Here is a 21,408-nt window from a genome sequence, read left to right as displayed (position 1 = left end):
TTCGCTGAACCGATGAGGTCAGGGCGTCCAGTCGGGGCGCAGCGGATAACTGTTCACGCCCTGCGGGCCGTTCTGGGTGGCCAGCACCTGGTGCAACTGGATCTCGTTCCGCTCGAATGCCAGCCGGGAGCCGGCCATGTACAACCCCCACACCCGGGCGGTGCCCAGGCCAACCTCCCCGACGCAGAAGTCCCAGTGCTCGACCAGATTGCGGCACCAGCCGGCCAGCGTCAGCGCGTAGTGCTGCCGCAGGTTCTCCTCGTGGTGCACCTCCAGCCCGGCGTCGTGGATCTCGCTGACCAGCCGACCCGGCCCGGCCAGCTCACCGTCCGGGAAGACGTACCGGTCGATGAAGGCGCCGGAGCGGTGCGGGGCGCGGTTGTCCGCGCGGGTGATGCAGTGGTTGAGCAGCCGGCCCCCCGGCTTCAACCGGTCCTTGAGCGCCCCGAAGTACGCCGGGTAGTTGCGCACCCCGATGTGCTCGGTCAGCCCGATCGAGGAGACGGCGTCGAACTGCTCCCGCGGCGCGTCCCGGTAGTCCAGGTGCCGCACCTCGGCCAGCTCGCCCAGCCCCTCCCGCTCGATCGCCGCCTGCGCCCACTCCGCCTGGGCCCTCGACAGGGTCACCCCGAGCGCCTTGACGCCGTACTCCCGGGCCGCGTGCCGGACCATGCCGCCCCAGCCGCACCCGACGTCGAGCAGCCGCATCCCCGGCTTGAGCGCCAGCTTCCCGGCGACCAGGTCGTACTTGGCGCGCTGCGCCTCCTCCAGCGTGTCGCCCGGGCTGCGGAAAACCGCGCAGGTGTACGTCATCGACGGGCCGAGCACCTTCTCATAGAAGGCGTTCGAGACGTCGTAGTGGTGCGAGATCGCATCGCTGTCCCGGCCGCGCGAGTGCCGCAGCCCGGACATCACCCGCTTCCAGCGCGGCGCGGCCTCCTGCGGCGGGGGCGGTGGCGGCATCAGCCGCTCCCAGCCCAGCCCCTTCACCAGGGCCAGCCCCTCGCCCACCGCCGGCAACCGCAGGCGCACCTCGTCCTTGAGCACCTTGAACGCCTCGTACGGGTCGCCCGGGTGCACACCCTCCAGCCCCAGGTCACCGCTCACGTACGCCCGGGCCATGCCCAGGTCGCCGGGTGCGGTGAGCAGGTAGGACAACCCCCGTGGGGTGCGGATCGTCACGATGATCCCGGCATCGGCCGGGCCGACGGCGCTGCCGTCGTAGCCGGTGATGCGGATCGGCAGGTCGCCGGTGGTGACCGTGCGGATCACGTCCGCCACGGTCGGTGCGCCGCGGCGGCCACCCGCCGGCGGGTTGCCCGGGGTGCTCGCCGCCCCCTGTTCACGGTCGGTCAGGCTCATTGTCTCGCTACCGCCTTCTCGTACAGTCCGGTCAGCCGGTGTTCCGGGTCGTAGCGGTCCTTCGCGGCGCGCCAGGTCTCCCCGCCGTAAAGCCGGTGGAACGCCTCCCGGTCGTAGTACGCGTCGGAGTAGAGCGACTTGTGCCCGCCCACCTCCGACACCTTGCGCTCGATCTCCCGGTTGACGTCGCCGTCGGCCGCGCCCTCGGCGATCGGCACGCTGCCCCAGAAGCCGATGTTCACGTAGGTCTCCCCCGGTTGCAGGGGATACAGCGGCCAGGCCCGGGCGGAGCCGGGGCCGGCCGGCTCGCGCAGCCGCAGCGGGCAGAGCCAGACCGGCGTCATCCTGACCGTCTGAGCGAACCAGCGCAGGAAGTCGGCGGTGCGGTCGAGCGGGATCTCCACGTCCTGCACCACCCGCTCCCGAGCCGGGTTGCCCCGCCAGCGGTCGACCCGGGCGGCCACCTGGTACCGGTGCTCCAACCGCACGATCCGGTGATAGAAGTCACTGCGACGGTAACGCTGTGGCCACAGCCGACGGACCACCGGATGCTGCACCCCGAACGCCGCCGAACACCAGAACCAGTCGGTGTCCCAGCGCCACAGGTAGTCGTACGTGGTCAGCACGTCTCGGGTGCGCCGCTGCAACGACCGGTAGTAGATCTCCTGGCCGGTGTAGTCGCTGGGCCGTCCCCCCGGCTCGTCGGTGAACGTGGCGAGCACCAGGTACGCCTCGCCGGGGCTGAACATCACCGCGTCCATCCCGTCGACCGGGTCGCCCTCCCAGGATCCCTTGGCGATCACCTCGCCGATCGCGTCGGTCAACTCCTCGAGCCGGGTGAACCGGATGTTGCGCAGGGCCACCCACCGGCGTACCGGCTGCAGCTCGATGCGCAGCCGGGTGGCGTAGCCGAGGCTGCCCAGCGAGTTGGGAAAGGCCCGGAACAGCTCGGCGTGCTCCCCCTCGGGCCGGGCGGTGACGATGTCGCCTGCGCCCGTGAGGATGTCCATCTCGTACACCGACTCGTGCGGCAGCCCGTTGCGGAACGAGGTGGACTCGATGCCCAGCCCGGTCACCGCCCCGCCCAGGGTGATGGTGCGCAACTGCGGCACCACCAGCGGCATCAGCCGGTAAGGCAGGGTGGCGTCGACCAGGTCCTCATAGGTGCACATGCCCTGCACGTCGGCCGTCCGGGCGGCCGGGTCGACGGCGATCACCCCGGTCAGGCCGCTCACGTCCAGGCCCGGAGCGCCGGGCGCCGATCTCGGACGGAACAGGTTCGAGGTGCGTTTGGCCAGCCGCACGGTCTCGCCGGGGGGCACCGCGGCGTACGACCGCCGCAGCGTGTCCACCGCTTGATCATGGTCAACCGGATGATCCACACGCTGAGCACGCATGAGATCACATTACGCCTGCTCCGCCAGCTTGGCGGGCTGTCCACCGTGGCCTTTTCGCATCCACCGGTCGGCCGGCGGGTTACCGTGGCGGGCATGCCGTCCCCCGCGATCGCCGCCCTCGTCGCCGCCGGACTGCCGTACCGGGTGATCCGGCACGGCCCGGTCCGCAGCCTCGCCGAGGCCGCCCGGGCGCGCGGCGTCGCGGTCCCCGACGTGGTCAAGACCATCGTGGTACGCCGGGGCGAGGACGACCATTTGTTCGTGCTCACCCCCGGCGACCGGGTCGTCTCCTGGCCCAAGCTGCGCGCCCTGCTCGGGGTGAGCCGGATGTCCATGCCTGACGCCGAGGCGGCCCGGGCGGCCACCGGCTACGAGCGCGGCACCATCACGCCGTTCGGCTCGACCACCGCCTGGCCGGTGGTCGCCGACGAGCGGCTGCGCGGCCGGGAGATCACCCTCGGTGCGGGCGAGCACGGGGTCGCCGTGGCCGTCGACGCCGACGCCGCCCTCGCCACGCTCGACGCGACAGTCGCCGACGTGACCGACCCGGAACCGGCCCGCTGACCGGCAGCGTCAGGGCCCGCCGCGCAGCCGGGCCAGCCGCCCCGACTTCTGCCTGCCTCGAAGTCGTCAAGGTCCGCCCGACGGCCTACCGTGGACACATGCCGAAAGCTGTCTGGAACGACCTGGTAATCGCGGAGAGCGACGACACCGTGGTGGTCGAAGGCAACCACTACTTCCCGCGCGCCGCGCTGCGCGAGGACCTGATCCGCGACTCGGCCACCCACACGTTCTGCCCGTGGAAGGGCACCGCGTCGTACTACACCCTCGAACACGCGGGCCGGACCAGCGCGGACGCCGTCTGGTACTACCCCGAACCGAAGCCGGAGGCGCAGATGGTGCGCGACCGGGTCGCATTCTGGAAGGACGTCCAGGTCGTCGACTGAGTCACGCCCGCACCGGGGCGGCTCGCCATCGACGCTCGCCGTGGGTCAGGATGCCCCCATGTCCGCGCCCCGCACCGACCCGCCCGGCACCGTCTACGGCGCCCGCCGCCTGGCCCGTCTCCGCCTGCCGCAGGACCCGCTGATGCGGATCGCGCTGGGCGTCGCCGTGGTCGGCGTACTCCTGGGGGCGTTCCTCGCCGCCGGCGTGCTCGGCGGCGGCGACCAGCCGGTGTCCACGGCGGCCGTGCCGACGCCCACGGCGAGCGAGTCGAGTCCGGCAGCGCCTACCACGGAGGCCACGCCCACCACGGCCGCGCCCACCACGGCCGCCCCGCCGTCGCCGACGGCCGCACCGGCGCCCCCGGCCCCCGCGGCCGGACCGAAGGTGTTCCGTGGCGTCCCCTCCGGGCGCTGCGTCGGGGTGACCGGTGACGAACCGGAGGGCGCGCAGGCGGCGCTGGCCGACTGCACCGGCGGCCCGGCGCAGCAGTGGGTGGCGACCCCGGTCGCCGCCGACGTGTTCGCCCTGGTCAACGCGGCCAGCGGCAAGTGTCTGGACGTCTACGGGCAGAGCGCCGACGACGGCGCGAAGGTGGTGCAGTGGTCCTGCAACGGGCAGGCCAACCAGCAGTGGCGGCTCGCCCCGGCCGCCGGCGGCGCGGTGCTGCTGGTAGCCGTGCACAGCGGCAAGTGCGCGCAGGTCCACGGCGCCGGCAGCGACGCGGGCAACGCGCTGGAACAGGCCCCGTGCGGCGGCGCGCCCGAACAGCAGTGGGCGATCGGGTAGGCCCCGCCAGGCCGTCGGGGGTCAGCCCCGGTAGCTCCATGCGCGGGGTGCGGCAGCCACCGGCACCGCGACCGGCACGGGCACCGGCTGCCGGCGGCGCAGCAGCAACGACAGCCCGGCCGCCCCGATCGACAGCGCGCCGGCCGCGGACCAGGCGAGGGCGTAGTCGCCGAGCTGGTCGCGGACCAGTCCGGCGCCGGTCGCCGCCACCGCGGCGCCGATCTGGTGGGCGGCGAACACCCAGCCGAAGACCACCGCGCCGGACGCGCCGAAGTACTCCCGGCACAGCGCCACGGTCGGCGGCACGGTGGCCACCCAGTCCAGCCCGTAGAAGACGATGAAGACCAGCATGCTGGGCTGCGCGGTGTCGGCGAAGAGGCCCGGAAGCACCAGCAGCGACGCGCCGCGCAGCGCGTAGTAGGCGCCGAGCAGCAGCCGGCTGTCCATCCGGTCGGTGAGCCAGCCGGAGGCCACCGTGCCGGCGATGTCGAAGATCCCGACCAGGGCGAGCAGGCCGGCGGCGGTGGTCTCCGGCATGCCGTGGTCGTGCGCCGCCGGCACGAAGTGGGTGCCGACCAGGCCGTTGGTGGTCGCGCCGCAGATCGCGAAGCCGCCGGCGAGCAGCCAGAACGGCCGGGTCCGCGCGGCGGCGGTGAGCGCGCCGATCGCCCGGGCCGCCGCCCCGCGGGCCGGCGGGGCGGGCGGCAGCACCTCGGTGGCGCCGTAGGCGGGCAGGCCGAGATCCGCCGGGTGTTCGCGCAGCAGCCACACCACCAGGGGTACGACCGCCAGCGCCGCCCCGGCGACGACCAGCGCCGCCACCCGCCAGCCGTGGTCGCGGACCAGCACGGCGATCAGCGGGAGGAAGACCAGCTGCCCGGTCGCCCCGCCCGCGGTGAGTACGCCGGTGACCAGCCCTCGCCGGCGGACGAACCAGCGCCCGGTGACCGTGGCCACGAAGGCCAGCGCCATCGATCCGGTGCCCAGCCCGACGAGGACGCCCCAGCAGAGGATGAGCTGCCAGCTCGCACTCATCAGGACGGTCAGCCCGCTGCCGAGGGCCACCAGCGCCAGCGCGGCGGCCACCACCCGGCGGATGCCGAACCGGTCCATCAGCGCGGCGGCGAACGGGGCGGTCAGCCCGTAGAGCATCAGGTTGACCGAGACGGCGGCGGAGATCGTCGCGAGGGGCCAGCCGAACTCGGCGTGCAGCGGGTGCAGCAGCACCCCGGGCGTGGCGCGGAAACCGGCCGCGCCGACCAGCGCCACGAAGGCGACGGCGGCGACGGCCCAGGCCGGGTGGAGACGGCGGGAACTGGTCACGCTCCGAGTTTCGGGGTGGGCGGGCCGCACGACGAGTGGCCGGAAAGCCATCATGCGCAATAATCGGGCCATGGTTGTCGTCCCGCACCGGATCGCCGTGCTCGCCCTCGACCAGGTGGTCGGCCTGGACCTGGGCACCCCGTCCCAGGTCTTCGGCACCGCCCGTACCGACGACTTCCAGCAGCTCTACACCGTCGACGCCTGCGCCCCCGGTGGTGGCCCGGTCCGCAGCACCGCCGGGTTCCAGGTCGTCCCCGATCACGGGCTGGAGCTGCTCGACGCCGCCGACACGGTGATCGTCCCCGGCATCCACGGCGGCCCGCCGCTGGCGGACGGGACGCTGGCCCCCGAGGTGACGGCGGCGGTGCGGGCCGCCCACGAGCGTGGCGCCCGCATCATGTCGATCTGCACCGGCGCGTTCGTGCTGGCCGCCGCCGGCCTGCTCGACGGCCTCCGGGCCACCACCCACTGGGCGTACGCGGACCGCTTCCGCCGGCTGCACCCGGCCGTGGACCTCGACCCGGACGTGCTGTTCATCGACTCCGGCCGGGTGCTCACCTCGGCCGGGGTGGCCGCCGGCCTCGACCTGTGCCTGCACGTGATCCGCACCGACCACGGCAGCGAGGTGGCCAACCGGTCCGCCCGACGCTGCGTGGTGCCGCCGTGGCGGGACGGCGGCCAAGCCCAGTACATCGAGCGCCCGGTCCCCCGAGCGGCGGAGACCGGCACCGCGGCCACCCGGGAGTGGGCCCGGCAACGGCTGCACGAGCCGGTGGCGCTGCGGGATCTGGCCGCGCACGCCCGGATGAGCGTACGGACCTTCACCCGGCACTTCCGCTCGGAGACCGGACTCAGCCCGGCGCAGTGGCTGCTCCAGCAGCGCACCGAGCACGCCCGGCTGCTGCTGGAGACCACCGACCTGAGCGTCGACCAGATCGCCCGGCACGCCGGCTTCGGCACCACCGCCGCCCTGCGCCAGCACTTTCACCAGCGGGTCGGTGTCGCCCCCACGGCCTACCGCCGCACCTTCCACCGCGTCTCCTGATCCCCGCTGCCGCACCGGCAGGGCCTTCGGGGGGCGCGGCTCACGCCAGGAGCTTCGCAGGGCATCGCCCACGCCACCGGCTCGTCTTCGCTCAGGCCAGGTGCGGCTGGCGGCGCAGGGCGCGGAGCTGGGCCAGGTGCATCGGCAGGTGGACGCGGGTGTGCAGGTCCAGGGTGCGGCCCCAGGGCAGCGAGTCGGCCACGTCCAGGTCGAAGCCCTCCCGCAGCACCGTCTCCACCGGGGTCTCCGCGGCCGGGCCGAGGCGTTCGGCGAGGGTGCACAACTTCTGGCTGGTCGCCCGGAGCAGCGCGGCCAGCCCGTCCAGCCCGCCGCACTCGGAGACCAGCGCGTCGAGCTGCGGGCGGTGGATGGTCTCCAGGTCGTAGTACGCGAACGGCGACCCGGCCAGCACCGCCTCGGTGGCCTCGCTCATCAGCTCGTCGTTGGCGGCCAGGTGGGCGACGATCTGCTCGGCGCTCAGCTCCCCGTCCTCGGGCGGCCCGAACCCGCCGGCGTCCACCTCCGCGAGCACCGCCTCGTACGCGCGCCGCAGCTCCGCGGCGTCCACGTCGTCCATGCCCGCATCCAACCCCGCCTACGGACGGCAGCGCCGCGGCTACCCCGCCGGGTTCACCCGGACGAGGCCTCCGGGTCCGTACCCGCCGGGCCCGGCCGGCAGCCCGGCGCAGCACATGCCGACCGCTTTCGAGCTGAGTCGTTCACGACATCACCCGCGGTGAACCGTCCGGAGGCGGCAGCCGTGAGTCGTTGGTGACATCAGCTCGAAAGCGCCCGACAGGCAAGGTCCCGGTCGCCCGGGAGCGGAGCCAGATGGGACCGCCGCACGGTCAACCGAGCCCGACAAGCAGCCGGGGCCGGCCGCCGGGCGACGATCCGGCGACCGGTCAGCGGCGGCCGTGGCGGGCGCGCAGGTAGTCGGAGACCACGTACTCGCCGAGATCGTCGAGATCGGGCGTGAACATCCGGCCCCGGGACCGGCGGGCCACCGCGTCGACGAACCGGCGCAGACCCGGATCGTCGCCGAGCATGAACAGATTCAGCGTCGCGCCGTACCGGGTGAGCCGGTCCACCTCCCGGATGGTCGCCTCGATCGTCTCCGGCAGCGGCGGCCAGTGGAAGTACGCCTCCCCGTCGTCCGGATCGAGGTGGGCGGTCGGCTCACCATCGGTCACCACCAGCACCACCGGCTCGGCGCCGGGGTGCCGGCGCAGATGCCGGCCGGCCAGCCGCAGCGCGTGCTGCAAGTTGGTGCCCTGCTGCAGATCCGGCTCCACCGCCGCCAACTCCTGCTGGGTCAGCGGCAGCGCCTCCCGCCCGAACCCGATGATCTGCAGCGCGTCCTGCGGGAACCGCGTCGCCACCAGATGCGACAGCGCCAACGCCGTCTGCTTCATCGGCCCCCAACGCCCCTGGGAGATCATCGAGTACGACAGGTCGACGCAGAGCGCCACCGCCGCCGACGCCCGCCGCTCGGTCTCCACCACCTCGAAGTCCTCGACCGCGAGCTGCACCGGCACGCCCGGACCGGCCCGACCTACCGCACGGGTCAGCGTGCGCACCACGTCGAGGGGCTGCTCGTCGCCGTACTCCCACGGCCGGGAGGCGCCGCTGACCTCGCCGGCCGCGCCCGCCGAGCGCAAATCGTGCTGGCCGCGCGGGCCGGCCGTCAGATCGGCGAAGACCCGCCGCAGGGCGGTGCCGGCCAGCCGGCGCAGCGCCTTCGGGCTCAGCGTCAACCCCTCCGCGTCCCGGGTCACCCAGCCCTGCCGGCGCAGCTCCCGCTCCAGCTCCCGCAGCCGGCGTACGTCGTCGGCCGCGTCCCGGCCCAGCGTCCGGGCCACCGCGTCGACATCGACGTCGTCCAGGGTGGCGCCCGGCTGGTCCTGGTCGAGCTGGTCCAGCAACTCGTCCAGCTCGGCGAGCTCACCGAGCGCCCCGGTCGCCTCGCCGTAGCCGAGCGGCCGGCCGCCCCGGATCCGCTCGCCGCGCTGCCAGTTCAGGTCCGGGCGCAGCGCCCGCAGCTGCGCGTCCAACTGCGCCAGCTCCCCGGCCAGCTGCTCGCCGAGGGACTGGCGCATCAGCCCGGCCAGCTCCTCCCGCTGCCGATCCGACAGCGACCGCATCAGCCGCTCCCCGGCCGCCGCCCGGCGGGCCAGCACGTCGATCAGCTCGTCGACGTCCTTCGGCCGTTCCGGGAAGAACTCGCCGTGCCGGCGCATGAACTCGGCGAACGCGTCGGTGGTGTCCTCGGACCGGGCGTGCCGGGCGAGCAGGTCGTTGAGGTCGCGCATCATCTCGGCGAGCTGCCGCTGGGCGGCCGGGTCCGCGGCGGCCCGCGCCGCGTCCCGCAGCCCGGCGAAGCGCTGTTCCAGCACCTCGCCGCGCAACCCGTCCAGGATCCGCTGGTACGTGGCCCGCGCCTCGTCGCTGGCCCAGTCGTACCCGGACAGCTCCTCCACCGCGCGGGCGGTCGAGCGGGGCAGGTTGTCCAGCACCGCCTCGGCGAAGCGGGCGTCGTCGCCGTCCCGCCCGCGCAGCTCCTCCCGCTCGGCTGCCAGGGCCTGGTCGAGCAGCGCCCGCGCCCGGGTCACCGCGCCGTCCAGGTCGCCCCGGCGCAGCGCCTCGCGGCGCAGCCGCCGGGCCCGGGCGGCCAGCTCGTCCAGGCCACCGCGCCCCTGCGGGCCGCGCCGCAGCAGGTCCCGCAGCGCCTCCCGCAGGCTGCCGCCGCCCAGCACCTCCGCGCCGACCGCGTCCACCGCGGCCCGCACGTCGTACGGCGGGGCGAGCGGGTCGGGCCCGCCGCGCCACTGCCCGTACCGGAACCGGTTGCCGGCCATGCTCAGTCCCGGCCGCCGTAGACGGTGCGCCCGGAGTCGGTGACGTCCTTGCCCAGCCGGCGGGTCAGGTGCAGCCCTTCCAGCACGAACTCGATCCCGGCGGCCGCCTCCTCCGGGCTGGGCGCGTCGCCCAGGCCCAGCCGGTCGAGCACCTTGGCCAGCCCCGGCACGGTGCCGACCTGGCGCAGCAGCTCGGCGGAGGAGACCAGCTCGCCGGTCTCGATCACCTCGCCCTCGGCGACCAGCGCGGTGAACCCGGACAGGTCCAACCCGGCCAGGCGGCCCCGGAACGTCTCGGCGGTGGCGGTGCGCAGCAGGTGGGCCAGGATCTCGATCTCCCGCCCCTCTTCGCCGCTCTCGAACTCGACCTTGCCGCGCAGGGTGGAGGTCACCGAGACCGCGTCGCCGACCCGGGCCACCGGCGCCTCGGGGCGTACCACGGGGTCGCCGGCCCCGGACGCGGCGCCTGCGGCCGCCGGAGCGGCGAGCAGGCCGGCGCGGCGCAGCGCGGCCGCCGCGACGGTCTCCGCGGCGGCGATGGCGAACCGCGCGGACACCCCGGAGCGCGGGTCCACCGACGGCGACTCCCGCACCGCGCGGGCGAACCGGGCGAGCACCTCCAGCACGTGCTCCGGCACCTCGGCGACCAGGTCGGCCTCCTGCCGGATCAGCGCCAGCTCCAGCTCCAGGTCGGCCGGGTAGTGGGTACGGATCTCCGCGCCGAACCGGTCCTTCAGCGGGGTGATGATCCGGCCCCGGTTGGTGTAGTCCTCCGGGTTGGCGCTGGCCACCAGCAGCAGGTCGAGCGGCAGGCGCAGCTGGTAGCCGCGGACCTGGATGTCCCGCTCCTCCAGCACGTTCAGCAGCGCCACCTGGATCCGTTCGGCCAGGTCGGGCAGCTCGTTGACCGCGAAGATGCCCCGGTTGGTGCGCGGCACCAGTCCGAAGTGGATGGTCTCCGGGTCGCCGAGCGTACGCCCCTGGGCGATCCGGATCGGGTCCACGTCCCCGATCAGGTCGCCGACGCTGGTGTCCGGGGTGGCCAGCTTCTCGCCGTACCGCATCGAGCGGTGCAGCCAGCCGATCGGCAGCTCGTCGCCGCGCTCTGCGACGAGGGCGCGGGCGGCGGGGGTGAGCGGGTGCATCGGGTGCTCGTTGAGCACCGAGCCGGGGATGACCGGGGTCCACTCGTCGAGCAGGGCGCCGAGCGACCGGATCAGCCGGGTCTTGCCCTGGCCCCGCTCGCCGAGCAGCACCATGTCGTGGCCGGCGAGCAGGGCCCGCTCGACCTCCGGCAGCACCGTGTCCTGGTAGCCCACGATGCCGGGGAAGCGCTCCTCCCCGGAGCGCATCCGGGCGAGGAGGTTGTCGCGGATCTCCTGCTTGACCGTGCGGTAGTGGTGGCCGGCCGCCCGCAACGCGCCGAGCGTGCCGGGCAGGTCGGCGGGCGGGACCGGGGAAACCTGGGTTGGCGCAGTCACCCGGTAAACGCTAGCGCGGCCGGGTGACCATTCGCCCCTCTTCGCCGGTGCCCATGATCCGGACCCGGTCACGGCCGATCCGGCACCGATCAGCGCCGACCGGGGACCGGGCCGGGCCAGGGCCGCCGGCAGCGGGCACACGCACCCCGCCGGCGCAGGTGATACGCCACCGCCGCCGCGCCGAGCGCGACCCCCCAGAGCGGCCAGAGCAGCATCGGCGCGGTGGTGAGGCTGAACCCGCCGCTCATCTGCCAGAACTTGGGGAGGCTGACCAGCCCGAGGGTGGCCGCGGTCACCGAGATCGCGACCAGCGCCGCCGGTACGACCGCCAACGTGATCGGCACCCGCCGGCCGGCCAGCCCCAGCATCCACCGGGGGAACCGTTCACCCCAGGGCCTTACCAGGCCGAGGGTGAGGATCGCGCCGACCGTGGCGAACGCGGCCAGGCCGGCACCCGCCCAGACCGCACCGCTGTCCCGCAACTCCCGTAGGAAGTCCCCGGAGATGCCGAGCGGGATGCCGGCCGCCCAGGCGAACCGGACCACCGCGTAGGAGAGCGGGATGACCGCGGCCGTGTACGCGGCCCACCGCCCCCAGCGGGCGGCCGCCGCAGGCGAGGTCCAGCCCCGCTCGTCGTCGTCGCGACCGCAGGCCGGGCAGGCCCCGGCGGTACGCCGCTGCCAGACCAACAGCGCCCCGGCCAGCAGAACAGCGCCGACCAAGGCGCAGCACCTGGCCAGCAGCGGCCAGCCGAAGACGTCGGCGTAGTCGACCGGCGGCCAGCCGAACGGCGCGCCGATGATCAGCATCGGCAGGTAGCCGAGGATGATCAGCACCCGGCCGTCCGGCACCACCACCGCCAGCCCGAAGGCGACCGCCCATCCGTAGCCGAGCAGCAGCGCCCGGGGCAGACCGCGTACCGTGCCGGTGCGGCTCATCAGCACCGCCGCGACCGCCGCGAGCAGCAGCACCCCGGCGAACAGGGGGGCGCCGAGGTGGACCGGAACCAGCCGGAGCAGGCCGGCCTCGCCGTGCGGATCATTGGCGCCGAACGGGTAGCCGGACCCGGCCAGCGAGGAGACTCCGGCGAGCAGGCCCCAACCGCCGAGCCAGGCGGCGGCGAGCGGGGCGGCCAGGCGAAGCCGCGTCCCGGCGGCCCGGCGGGGTGGGGAATCGGTGATCGTCGTCATGGCTCCAGCCTCGGCCGGCCGGACGTTCGGCCCCTCCCGTACGACGGTGAACCCGCTCCCCCACCCGGGGGACTCAACCGGTCGGCACCACGAAGCCCGACTCGTACGCGGCGATCACCGCCTGCGTGCGGTCCCGCACCCGGAGCTTGGTCAGCACGTTGCCGACGTGCGTCTTCACCGTCTCCACCCCGACCACCAGCCGCTCGGCGACCTCGGTGTTGGACAGCCCGGTGGCCATCAGCCGCAGCACCTCGGCCTCCCGGTCGGTCAGCCGCGCCGACCGCAGCCCGTCCCCGCCCCGGCCCCCGTACGCCCCGACCAGTTGCCGGATCGCCGCCGGGAAGAGCAGCGACTCACCGGCCGCCACCACCCGGATCGCCTCCACCACCTCGCTCGGCCGGGCCCGCTTGAGCAGGAACCCGCTCGCCCCGGCCCGCAGCGCGTCGTAGACGTACTCGTCGTTGGCGAACGTGGTGATCACCAGGATGCGCGGCGGGTCGGCGGAGGTGGCGAGCAGCCGCCGGGTCGCCTGGATGCCGTCGATGGCGGGCATCCGGACGTCCATCAGCACCACCCGGGGGCGCAGCTTCGCCACCAGCGGCGGCACCTCCGCGCCGTCCGTCGCCTCGCCGACCACCCGCAGGTCCGGCTGGGCGTCCACGATGGCCCGCAGCCCCACCCGGACCAGCTCGTCGTCGTCGACGATCAGCACGTCGATGGTCACCCGGTCTCTCCCCTCGGCACCGGCAGCGAGGCCCGGACCCGCCACCGGTCACCCTCCGGCCCGGCGGTGAGCCGCCCGCCCAGCAGCAGCACCCGCTCCCGCATGCCGGCCAGGCCACGCCCGCCGCGCCCCGCCCCCGCGGCGCCGGGCAGGCCGTTGACCAGCTCGATCTCCAAACCATCCGTCGGTACGTCCACCCGCAGCGTCACCGGCCCACAGCCGTGCCGGGCCGCGTTGGTCAGCCCTTCCTGCACGATGCGGTAGCCCTCCCGGGACACCGCCGCAGGCAACTCCCCGACCGCCCCGCTGACCCGCGACTCCACGGCCAGGCCGGCGGCCCGGGTGTCGGCGACCAGCCGGTCCAGCCGGTCCAGGGTGGGCTGCGGTGCGGTGGAGGCGCGCGCCCGCCCGCCGTCGCTCTCCCGCAGCAGTCCGAGTACGTGGTCCAGGTCGTCCATGGCGCGCCGGCTGGTCTCTTCGATGGCCAGCAGCGCCCGCCGGGTGAACTCCGGGTCGACGTCGAGCAGCTCACGGGCGGCCCCGGCCTGAAGGGTGGCCACGGTCAGCGCATGCCCGACCGAGTCGTGCAGCTCGCGGGCCAGCCGGTTCCGCTCGGCCAGCCGGGCGGCCCGGGCCTCCAGCGCGGCGATCCGCTCGCGCTGGGACGGGCCGAGCAGCACCGGCGCCATCGACGCGGCGAGCGCCCCCAGCCCGGCCACCGCGTAGCCGAGCCCGACCAGCAGCACCACCCCGGTCAGCGTTTCCCCGAGCGGGTTCGCGATCAGCGGCCCGAACCCGCTGGCCCGGGTGGCGCTCGAGTCGAGGCCGATCGGCCTGGCCAGGAAGACCAGCGCCATCGGCAGCGCGCTGATCGCCGCGAACAGCACCAGACCGCCGCTCAGCAGGTGCAGGGCGATCCACAGCGCGGCGCGTACCCGGGTCTCCCGGTCGAGCCGGTGGCCCGCCGCCGGCTCAGGCAGGTCGACCGCGAGCAGCGCCCGCGCGGCGGCGATCTCCAGGGCCCGGCTGCCGGCGAGGAACACCGGCACCGCCGCGAGCACCACGGCCACCAGCAGCAGCCCGAAGACCACCGGCCGGGGTGCGTCGTCGTTGGCCAGCATCTGGGCGAAGACCGCAGCGAGCAGCGCGTACGGCAGCGCTAGCACGCCGCCCAGCAGCAGGAACACGGCCCGCCGCCAGGTGCTCCCGCGCACCAGCGGGCCCAGCACCCTCCGCAGACTCACCCCGCCATTGTCGCGCCCCGGCCCACCCCACCGACTCCCCCGCGATGGGGAGATCCCGAGGCGGCCACGGCCCGGCTCCCGCAGGAGAACCCTGCTCAAGCCCTTCCTCACCGCCGGCACGGCCACCGTCACCAGCAAGTCCTGGCCGAGCACCCGCCGCCGGTCAGTCAGCAGGTGCTCGTGCTGTCGCACGTCGGGATAGTGGCTCCGTGGAGCCCCCGGACCCGGCGATCCGGACAAGTACGGCTGCCGCCGACAACAGGGCGGGGACCGCAACCACGAGGAAGCAGAGCGACAGCGGAAGCCGATCATTCAGCAGACCGGCGACGGCGGCGCCACCCGACGAGCCGGCGTTGAACGCCGTGTTCACCCAGGTCGCGGCGCGGGTGCGGGCGTCGGGAGAGGCCGAAAGGTCCGCGACGAGATAGGCGGTGGACAGCGCCGGGGCGACGAACAGGCCCACGAACCCCACCACGACGACGAGCACGGAAAAGCCGGGCGAGAACCCGGCAACGCCGATGGCCAGGGCCAACGCGCCACCCAGTAGGGGCAGCCGGGTGCGGTGCGGGATGCGCCACGTGCGGGCACCGTAGACGATGCCGCCGATCGCGCCACCAGCCGCGAGCGTGGCCTCGATCCAGGCCACCGCCGCCACCCGGTGTTGTTGCTCGGCGTACGCGACGACGAGGAGGTTCAGGGCACCCAGACCTATGCCCACGCCGCAGATCACGATCACCGGTTCCGACAGCTCAGCGACGCCCCGGGGCAGACGTGGACGCGGCCGAGCGCCCCGAGCACCTCGTCCGGGATGGTTCGTCGGCCAGTGGCCGGCGAGCGGGGACGAGACCATGGCCAGGGTGCCGGTCAGCACAAGGAACGCGCTGGCGGCGATGCCGAGGGCGGGGGCGTCGAGCGCGATGAACAAGCCCGCCACCAGCGGGCCCGTCACGTACAGCAGTTCTTCGGCAACCGTGTCCAGGGCAAAGGCACGCTGCCTGACTGCCTGATCGGGCAGGAGGTTGCTCCAGAGCGTGCGCATGACCGGGCCAAGCGGCGGTGCGCAGGCGCCGGCTGCGACGGACAGCGCCAGCAGCAGCCAGCCGGGAGCGTCCGGCCGCCAGGTCGCGGCGGTCAGTCCAGCCAGCAGGATGGCGTACGCGATCGACATCGGCGGCAACGCGCGCCTCGGGCCGTGGCGGTCGATCAGTCCGGCGCGCGCGGGTGCCAGGAGCAGAGTGCCGAGGCCGAACAGGGCGATGGCCGTGCCGGCCAGGCCATATGAACCGGTCGCCCGGGTGAGTGCCACGGTCAGGGCGACGAAGACGATGCCGTACGAGAAGCGGCCCACCAACGCTGCCGCGAAGGTCCTGACCGCGTGAGGTGCGCGAAGGACAGCGAGATAGGAGGGTGCCGGCGAAGGCGACGACATTCCAGTGTTCCTCGGATGGTGGCGCCGAGCCGGCGCCAGGTGGGTAGGTACGCCACGAGTCCGCGCTTCTGGTCAGGAAGGCGGACGGCTGTCCTACACACGGGGGAGGAACATGCCGTCATCGTATTGGCACGGCGGCGGCAAGATCAAGGCATCGTCGGCCGTGAGCCACGGCGACAGCACACCCCTCAGCGGTGCTCCTGCACGTAACGCGACGGGTCCTTGTCCAGGAACGGCAGGTTGCGGCCGTTCTTGTGCTCGCCGTAGAACCGCAGCCAGCGCGCCCCCAGCTCGGCGCGCAGCTCCACGCTGGCGTGCCGGCGGAAGTCGGGCAGCGCCTCGTCCTCCTCCTCGGCCAGGTGCTCGCTGTTCTCCCGGCGGGCCGTCCACACCGCCCGCCACCAGGGGTCCGAGCCGACCTCGTGGCGCTTCGACTCGGCGATCGCGTCGCGGATCTTGTTGTGGTCGCCGATGGCGTCCTCGGTCTCCTCCTCGCCGTCGTCGCCGTGCTTGACCAGGTGCGGGTAGAGGATGGCCTCCTCCGCCTCGGCGTGGATGTCCAGGTGCAGGGCCAGCGCCTCCCAGACGGCCAGCAGCTCGGTCGGATCGCGGGCGTCGTCGAGCCGGGCGAAGCCGCGGCGGAAGGCGGCGTGGTCGTCGAGGATGAGTGCGGTGATGTCGTCCATGAGGATCACTTCCCGGTCCGGGCGCGGATCAGCTTGGGTACGGCGGCCAGGCCGGTCACCGGCCGGAACTGCCGGGCGGCGGTGGCCAGGGCGGCGTACTCGTCGTCGGTCAGGTCGATCTCGGCGGCGGCCGCGTTGCGTTCCATCTGCTCGACACCGGAGGCGCCGGGGATGGCCACCACGTTCGGGTGGCGCAGCACGTACGCCAGGGCGATCTGGCTGGGGGTGGCGTCGTGTGCGGCGGCCACCTCGCGCAGCGTGGCGATCAGCGCGGTGCCGCGTGCCAGGTTCTCCGGCAGGAAGTACGGGTTGGCCCGGCGGACCGCCCCGCTGGGCGGGTTCCTCGCGTCGTACCGCCCGGAGAGGAAGCCCTGTGCGAGGGGGCTGTACGCGATGACGATCCGGCCGGCCTGTTCCGCGTACGGAATCAGGTCCGCCTCGGGGCCGCGGTCGACCATGCTGTAGCGGACCTGGTTGCTCAGCACCCGGCGGCCGAGCGTCGCCTCCGCCGCCTGCCAGCGGCGCAGGCGGTAGTTGCTGACCCCGACCTCGCCGACCAGGCCGACGTCCTGGAGGATGCGCATGCCCCGCATGGTGGTGGTGTCGGCGATCACCGGGTTGGGCTGGTGCACCTGGTAGAGGTCGATGCTGCCGACGCCGAGCCGGGCGGCGGAGGCCACCGCGCGCTGCTGCACCACCGCGGCGACCGGCAGCACCGGGAAGATCTTGCTGGCCACCACGACCTTGGCCCGGTCGTCACGGAGCGCCGCGCCGAGGATGCGCTCGCTGCGGCCGAAGCCGTAGAGCTCGGCGGTGTCGAAGAGGGTGACCCCGAGGTCGAGCGCCCGCCGGACGATGTCCGCCGCCCGACGCTCGTAGTCGGCACCGTAGCCCCACTCCTTCGAGCCGAACTGCCACGTGCCGAGGCCGATCTTGGAGATCGGCTTGGCGGTGTCGAGCTGGACGAAACGCATGGCACCGAAGCTACCCGGACAAGCGGAGCCGCACGCCCGTTCCGGCACGCCGGCACAATGGACGGGTGGATCTCCGCATCCGGCCCGCCCACCCCGACGAGGCGGCCGACCTGACCGAGCTGGTGCTGCGCTCCAAGGGCCACTGGGGCTACGACGCCGAGTTTCTGGCCCGCTGCCGCAGCGAGCTGACGCTGACCCCGGCGGACGTGGCCACGCGGCGGGTGGCGGTGGCCGAGCGGGACGGCCGGGCGGTCGGGCTGGTGGTGCTCGGCGGCGCGCCGCCCGAGGTGGAGCTGGACATGCTCTTCGTCGACCCGCCGGCGATCGGCACCGGCGCCGGCCGGGTGCTGTTCGACCACGCCGTGGCGGTGGCCCGCGCCGCCGGCGCCCGTACGCTGTGGATCGACGCGGACCCGGGCGCCGAACCGTTCTACCGGCACGTCGGCGCGGTCCCGGCCGGCACCTCCGTCTCCCCCTCCACCGGCCGCACCCTCCCCCGCCTGCGCTACGAACTCTGATCTCGAAGGTGGCTCGGGGGCCGACTAGGGTCAGGGCCGTGACCTACCTCGCCGCTGATCAGCGCTACGACTCGATGACCTACCGGCGCAGCGGGCGGAGCGGGCTGCGCCTGCCCGCCATCTCGCTCGGGCTGTGGCACAACTTCGGGCCGGACCGGCCGTACGAGCGGCAGCGGGACATCGTCCGGCGCGCATTCGACCTCGGCATCACCCACTTCGACCTGGCCAACAACTACGGCCCGCCGCCCGGCTCCGCGGAGGAGAACTTCGGCCGGCTGCTCGCCACCGACCTCAAGCCGTACCGGGACGAACTGGTCATCTCCAGCAAGGCCGGCTATCTGATGTGGCCCGGCCCGTACGGCGAGTGGGGTTCCCGCAAGTATCTGATCTCGTCGCTGGACCAGTCGCTGCGCCGGCTGGGGCTCGACTACGTGGACGTCTTCTACTCCCACCGGTTCGACCCGGACACCCCGCTGGAGGAGACGATGGGCGCGCTGGACGCCATCGTCCGCTCCGGCCGGGCGCTCTACGTCGGCATCTCCAACTACACCTCGGAGCAGACCGCCCGGGCCGCCGCGATCCTGCGTGACCTCGGTACGCCGTTGCTGATCAACCAGCCGGCGTACTCGATGTTCAACCGGTGGACTGAGGAGGACGGGCTGTTGGACACGCTGGAGAAGGTCGGGGCGGGCTGCATCGCGTACAGCCCGCTGGCGCAGGGCCTGCTCACCGACCGTTACCTGGGCGGGATCCCGGCGGACTCGCGGGTCCGGACCAGCGTCTTCCTCAACGAGAGCGACCTGACCGAGGAGCGGATGGCGACCATCCGGGGGCTCGCCGCCGTCGCCGACCGCCGGGGCCAGAGCCTGGCCCAGCTCGCGCTGGCCTGGGCACTGCGTGACCCACGGATGACCAGCCTGATCATCGGGGCGAGCAGCGTGGCCCAGTTGGAGGGCAACGTGGCCGCGCTGGACAACCTCGACTTCACCGCCGAGGAACTGGCCGAGATTGAGCGGGCCCTGGGCTGACGCCTGGTCTTCGGACCGGTCTGCGGGTGGTGCTGGCGGCGCGGGAGGGTCACCCGTGCGGCCGGCTGCGCTGGCCGCACGGGCCGCTGTGCCGGCGCGGGGCGGCGGGAACCGGGTTCGGGCCCTACAGTGTCGGCACCTAGCGATCAAGGAGCGTGCCGTGCCCGAGCCGCCATCGGCGCCAGATTCCCCCCGGACCGCTCAGGCGGCCGGACCGAGCGGCGGTGATGTCCCCGCCGACGTCACGCCGTACCTGCTCGTCATGCCCACGGTGGACGGGGCGCCGCCGGGCATGGTGTGGCCCGGTCAGGAGGGCCAGCCCGCCTGGGCCATCCCGGTGACCGTGCCGCCGGGCACCCGTGGCTACGCGGTGTTCGTGCCACTGGTGTCGCCGGGCGAGGGCCAGCCAGTCCCGGCGCAGCCGGCGGTCACCCGGGTCATGGTGCCTGCCCAGGCAACCTCGCCGGCTGTCGAGGACGCGGGAGACGTTCCGGCCCCGCCCGGCGCCGGAACCGCACCGGCATCGACCCCGACCGCCTCGGCCGAAGCCGTCCCTGCCGCGCCCACGGCAACCGGCGCGAGCGGCGCGGACACCCCGCCCCCCGGCCCGGATCCGGCCGGCGCCACGGCGGCCGGGGAGACGGCGACCAGTCCGAGTGCGGCTGACGACACTGATGAGCACGCAGCCGACGGACCGGCGGCCGAAGCCACTCCGGCCCCTGGCCCGCCGCCGACCGGCACCGCCTCGCCGGTCGCCCCGCAGGTCTTCGCCGCGCCGATGGCGGCCCCACCCCCGGGCTATCCGCCGCCGTACGCGGTGACGCGGCCCGTGCTGCACCCCGGGGGCGGCTGGGCGCCGCGCCCGCCCGCGCCCCGGACGTCGTTCCTCGGCGCGCACTGGCCCGGCCCGAAGCCGGCCACCGGGCGAGCCGTCCCGCTCGCGGTCCTGGCCGGCGCGCTCGGCACCGCGTTCTTCGTACCGCTGAACCGGGTCGGAATCGGCTGGTTCCTCGGCTGGCTCACGCTGACCGTGGGGGTGCTGCTGGCCGTACGGCGGCGTACGGCCGGCCTGCCCCGCACCGACCGACTGATCCGGGGCGGCTGGGCGGCGGCCGCCCTGCTCCTGCTGGCCGTGCTCGCCTTCCGCAACGCCTGGTGGCTGGTGACGTTCTGTGTCCTCGGCGCGCTGGGCTGCGCGACCCTGGCCATCGTCGGCGGCCGGTTGGTCCGCTCAATCCTGTTCGGCCTGCTCGCGGCGCCCTTCGCGGCGTTCCGCGGCCTGCCCTGGGTACGGCGGCACATCACCGCCTCCCCGGACGCCGGGAAGGTCCGCCGGGTCGCCGTTTCGGTGGTCGCCACGGTGCTGGTGCTGCTGGTGTTCGGCAGTCTGCTCGCCTCGGCCGACGCGGCGTTCTCCGAGCTCATCGGCGCGACCGTCCCGAACACCGACGCCGGTGCGATGTTCCGCGGGATCTTCCTGGCCGCCGTCGGCGGGCTGATCGCGGTCGCGGCGGTCTACACCCTGGCCGCCCCGCCGGACCTGTCCACGGTGGACAAGCCGAGCAACCGCCGGCTCGGCCTGCTGGAGTGGGCCCCGGCCATCGGGGCGCTGACGCTGCTCTTCGTCGGTTTCGTGATCGTGCAGTTCACCGTGCTCTTCGGCGGGCAGCGGCACGTGCAGAAGGTCGCCGGGCTGAGCTACTCCGAGTACGCCCGTAGCGGCTTCTGGCAGCTGCTCTTCGTCACCCTGCTGACCCTGGCCGTGCTGGCCGCGGTGAGCCGGTGGGCCAGCCGGGAGCGTCCGATCGAACGCACCGCGCTGCGCGTCCTGCTGGGCCTGCTCAGTGCGCTCAGCGTGGTGATCGTGGTGTCCGCGCTGTCCCGGATGTGGACGTACCAGAAGGTCTACAGCTTCACCGGCGAGCGGATCTTCGTGATGGCGTTCGAGCTGCTGCTCGGGGCGGTCTTCCTGATGATCCTGGCGGCGGGCGTCCGGTGGCAGGGTCGCTGGATTCCCGGCACGACCGTGGCGCTGGCCGTGGCGATGCTGCTCGGCCTGGCGGTGCTCAACCCGGAGGACTACGCCGCGCGGCGCAACATCCTCCGCTACAAGCAGACCGGCAAGATCGACGCGTGGTATCTGCGGGCGCTCTCCGCGGACGCCACCCCGGCCCTGGCCAAGCTCCCCGATCCGGTACGCCGTTGCACGTTGAGCTGGATCGCCGACGACCTGGCCGAGTCCGATCCCTGGTACGCGTGGAACCTGGGCCGGTTCCGGGCCCGGCAGGAACTCGACCGGCTCGGCCCGGCCGCGATCGGCGGGCCGAAGGACTGCCGCAAGGCCGACCAGTTCGACCTGCCCAAGAGGCGCGGCACCCGCTGACGTCCGGGCGGGGCCGGAGCCGAGTTTGGCCC

The 21,408-nt window shown here is 74.0% G+C and carries 19 protein-coding genes; 7 read left to right on the top strand and 12 right to left on the bottom strand.

Annotated elements, in window-relative coordinates:
• Positions 1 to 18: 18 nt before the first annotated feature.
• Positions 19 to 1,362 carry a class I SAM-dependent methyltransferase gene (locus tag ACFYML_RS26020; protein WP_387423125.1) on the bottom strand — a complete coding sequence of 448 codons (1,344 nt, stop codon included), beginning with the start codon at positions 1,360 to 1,362 and terminating at the stop codon, positions 19 to 21.
• Complete coding sequence (locus ACFYML_RS26015; RefSeq protein WP_387423124.1) at positions 1,359 to 2,759, bottom strand: FAD-binding oxidoreductase; 1,401 nt, start codon at positions 2,757 to 2,759, stop codon at positions 1,359 to 1,361. The genes ACFYML_RS26020 and ACFYML_RS26015 overlap by 4 nt, the downstream gene beginning before the upstream one ends.
• Positions 2,760 to 2,852: 93 nt before the next feature.
• Between ACFYML_RS26015 and ACFYML_RS26010 the strand changes: the two genes are divergently transcribed.
• From ACFYML_RS26010 to ACFYML_RS26000, 3 genes are all read left to right on the top strand, one after another.
• Positions 2,853 to 3,323 carry an aminoacyl-tRNA deacylase gene (locus tag ACFYML_RS26010; protein WP_387423122.1) on the top strand — a complete coding sequence of 157 codons (471 nt, stop codon included), beginning with the start codon at positions 2,853 to 2,855 and terminating at the stop codon, positions 3,321 to 3,323.
• Between the two features lie 98 nt (positions 3,324 to 3,421).
• Positions 3,422 to 3,706 carry a DUF427 domain-containing protein gene (locus ACFYML_RS26005; RefSeq protein WP_387423121.1) on the top strand — a complete coding sequence of 95 codons (285 nt, stop codon included), beginning with the start codon at positions 3,422 to 3,424 and terminating at the stop codon, positions 3,704 to 3,706.
• Positions 3,707 to 3,764: 58 nt separating this feature from the next.
• Positions 3,765 to 4,493 (top strand): RICIN domain-containing protein, encoded by a 729-nt coding sequence (locus ACFYML_RS26000; RefSeq protein ID WP_387423120.1) that lies wholly within the window; start codon positions 3,765 to 3,767, stop codon positions 4,491 to 4,493.
• Between the two features lie 21 nt (positions 4,494 to 4,514).
• Here ACFYML_RS26000 and ACFYML_RS25995 read toward each other — a convergent pair whose 3' ends face one another.
• Complete coding sequence (locus ACFYML_RS25995) at positions 4,515 to 5,867, bottom strand: MFS transporter (RefSeq protein WP_387423119.1); 1,353 nt, start codon at positions 5,865 to 5,867, stop codon at positions 4,515 to 4,517.
• A gap of 1 nt (position 5,868) precedes the next feature.
• Between ACFYML_RS25995 and ACFYML_RS25990 the strand changes: the two genes are divergently transcribed.
• Positions 5,869 to 6,861: a GlxA family transcriptional regulator gene (locus ACFYML_RS25990; RefSeq protein ID WP_387423118.1), complete on the top strand. Its 993-nt coding sequence runs from the start codon at positions 5,869 to 5,871 to the stop codon at positions 6,859 to 6,861.
• Positions 6,862 to 6,952: 91 nt separating this feature from the next.
• On the opposite strand, the gene ACFYML_RS25985 is transcribed toward ACFYML_RS25990, so the two are convergent.
• The 9 genes from ACFYML_RS25985 to ACFYML_RS25945 form a co-directional block, all read right to left on the bottom strand.
• On the bottom strand, positions 6,953 to 7,429 hold the full coding sequence (locus ACFYML_RS25985) for a hypothetical protein (RefSeq protein WP_387423222.1): 477 nt from the start codon (positions 7,427 to 7,429) through the stop codon (positions 6,953 to 6,955).
• Between the two features lie 337 nt (positions 7,430 to 7,766).
• The gene (locus ACFYML_RS25980; protein ID WP_387423117.1) at positions 7,767 to 9,719 is read right to left on the bottom strand and encodes a VWA domain-containing protein; all 1,953 of its coding nucleotides are present in this window, start codon (positions 9,717 to 9,719) and stop codon (positions 7,767 to 7,769) included.
• Positions 9,720 to 9,721: 2 nt separating this feature from the next.
• Entirely contained in the window at positions 9,722 to 11,200 is a 1,479-nt protein-coding gene (locus tag ACFYML_RS25975; RefSeq protein WP_387423116.1) for a magnesium chelatase, read from the bottom strand.
• Between the two features lie 89 nt (positions 11,201 to 11,289).
• Positions 11,290 to 12,390: a hypothetical protein gene (locus ACFYML_RS25970; RefSeq protein WP_387423115.1), complete on the bottom strand. Its 1,101-nt coding sequence runs from the start codon at positions 12,388 to 12,390 to the stop codon at positions 11,290 to 11,292.
• A 73-nt stretch (positions 12,391 to 12,463) separates the two neighbouring features.
• A complete protein-coding gene (locus ACFYML_RS25965; protein WP_387423114.1) occupies positions 12,464 to 13,114 on the bottom strand; it encodes a response regulator in 651 nt (216 codons plus the stop codon).
• Positions 13,111 to 14,358 carry a sensor histidine kinase gene (locus ACFYML_RS25960; protein ID WP_387423113.1) on the bottom strand — a complete coding sequence of 416 codons (1,248 nt, stop codon included), beginning with the start codon at positions 14,356 to 14,358 and terminating at the stop codon, positions 13,111 to 13,113. Before ACFYML_RS25960 ends, ACFYML_RS25965 begins: the two co-directional genes overlap by 4 nt.
• A 163-nt stretch (positions 14,359 to 14,521) precedes the next feature.
• Complete coding sequence (locus ACFYML_RS25955; RefSeq protein WP_387423112.1) at positions 14,522 to 15,787, bottom strand: MFS transporter; 1,266 nt, start codon at positions 15,785 to 15,787, stop codon at positions 14,522 to 14,524.
• Positions 15,788 to 15,975: 188 nt separating this feature from the next.
• Positions 15,976 to 16,473, bottom strand: a complete 498-nt coding sequence (locus ACFYML_RS25950; RefSeq protein WP_387423111.1) for a hemerythrin domain-containing protein — start codon at positions 16,471 to 16,473, stop codon at positions 15,976 to 15,978.
• 5 nt (positions 16,474 to 16,478) lie between these two features.
• A complete protein-coding gene (locus tag ACFYML_RS25945; RefSeq protein ID WP_387423110.1) occupies positions 16,479 to 17,447 on the bottom strand; it encodes an aldo/keto reductase in 969 nt (322 codons plus the stop codon).
• A 65-nt stretch (positions 17,448 to 17,512) separates the two neighbouring features.
• Between ACFYML_RS25945 and ACFYML_RS25940 the strand changes: the two genes are divergently transcribed.
• The 3 genes from ACFYML_RS25940 to ACFYML_RS25930 all read left to right on the top strand — a co-directional run bounded on the left by ACFYML_RS25940 (position 17,513) and on the right by ACFYML_RS25930 (position 21,376).
• Positions 17,513 to 17,965: a GNAT family N-acetyltransferase gene (locus ACFYML_RS25940; protein ID WP_387423109.1), complete on the top strand. Its 453-nt coding sequence runs from the start codon at positions 17,513 to 17,515 to the stop codon at positions 17,963 to 17,965.
• Between the two features lie 38 nt (positions 17,966 to 18,003).
• Positions 18,004 to 18,993, top strand: a complete 990-nt coding sequence (gene mgrA, locus ACFYML_RS25935) for an L-glyceraldehyde 3-phosphate reductase (RefSeq protein ID WP_387423108.1) — start codon at positions 18,004 to 18,006, stop codon at positions 18,991 to 18,993.
• A gap of 160 nt (positions 18,994 to 19,153) precedes the next feature.
• Complete coding sequence (locus tag ACFYML_RS25930) at positions 19,154 to 21,376, top strand: DUF4153 domain-containing protein (RefSeq protein WP_387423107.1); 2,223 nt, start codon at positions 19,154 to 19,156, stop codon at positions 21,374 to 21,376.
• The last annotated feature ends 32 nt before the right edge of the window (positions 21,377 to 21,408 follow it).

The sequence above is a fragment of the Micromonospora sp. NPDC007230 genome, assembly GCF_042869115.1.
In the GTDB taxonomy this organism is placed as follows: Bacteria; Actinomycetota; Actinomycetes; order Mycobacteriales; family Micromonosporaceae; genus Micromonospora.
This window is presented reverse-complemented; position numbering and strand designations above follow the sequence as displayed.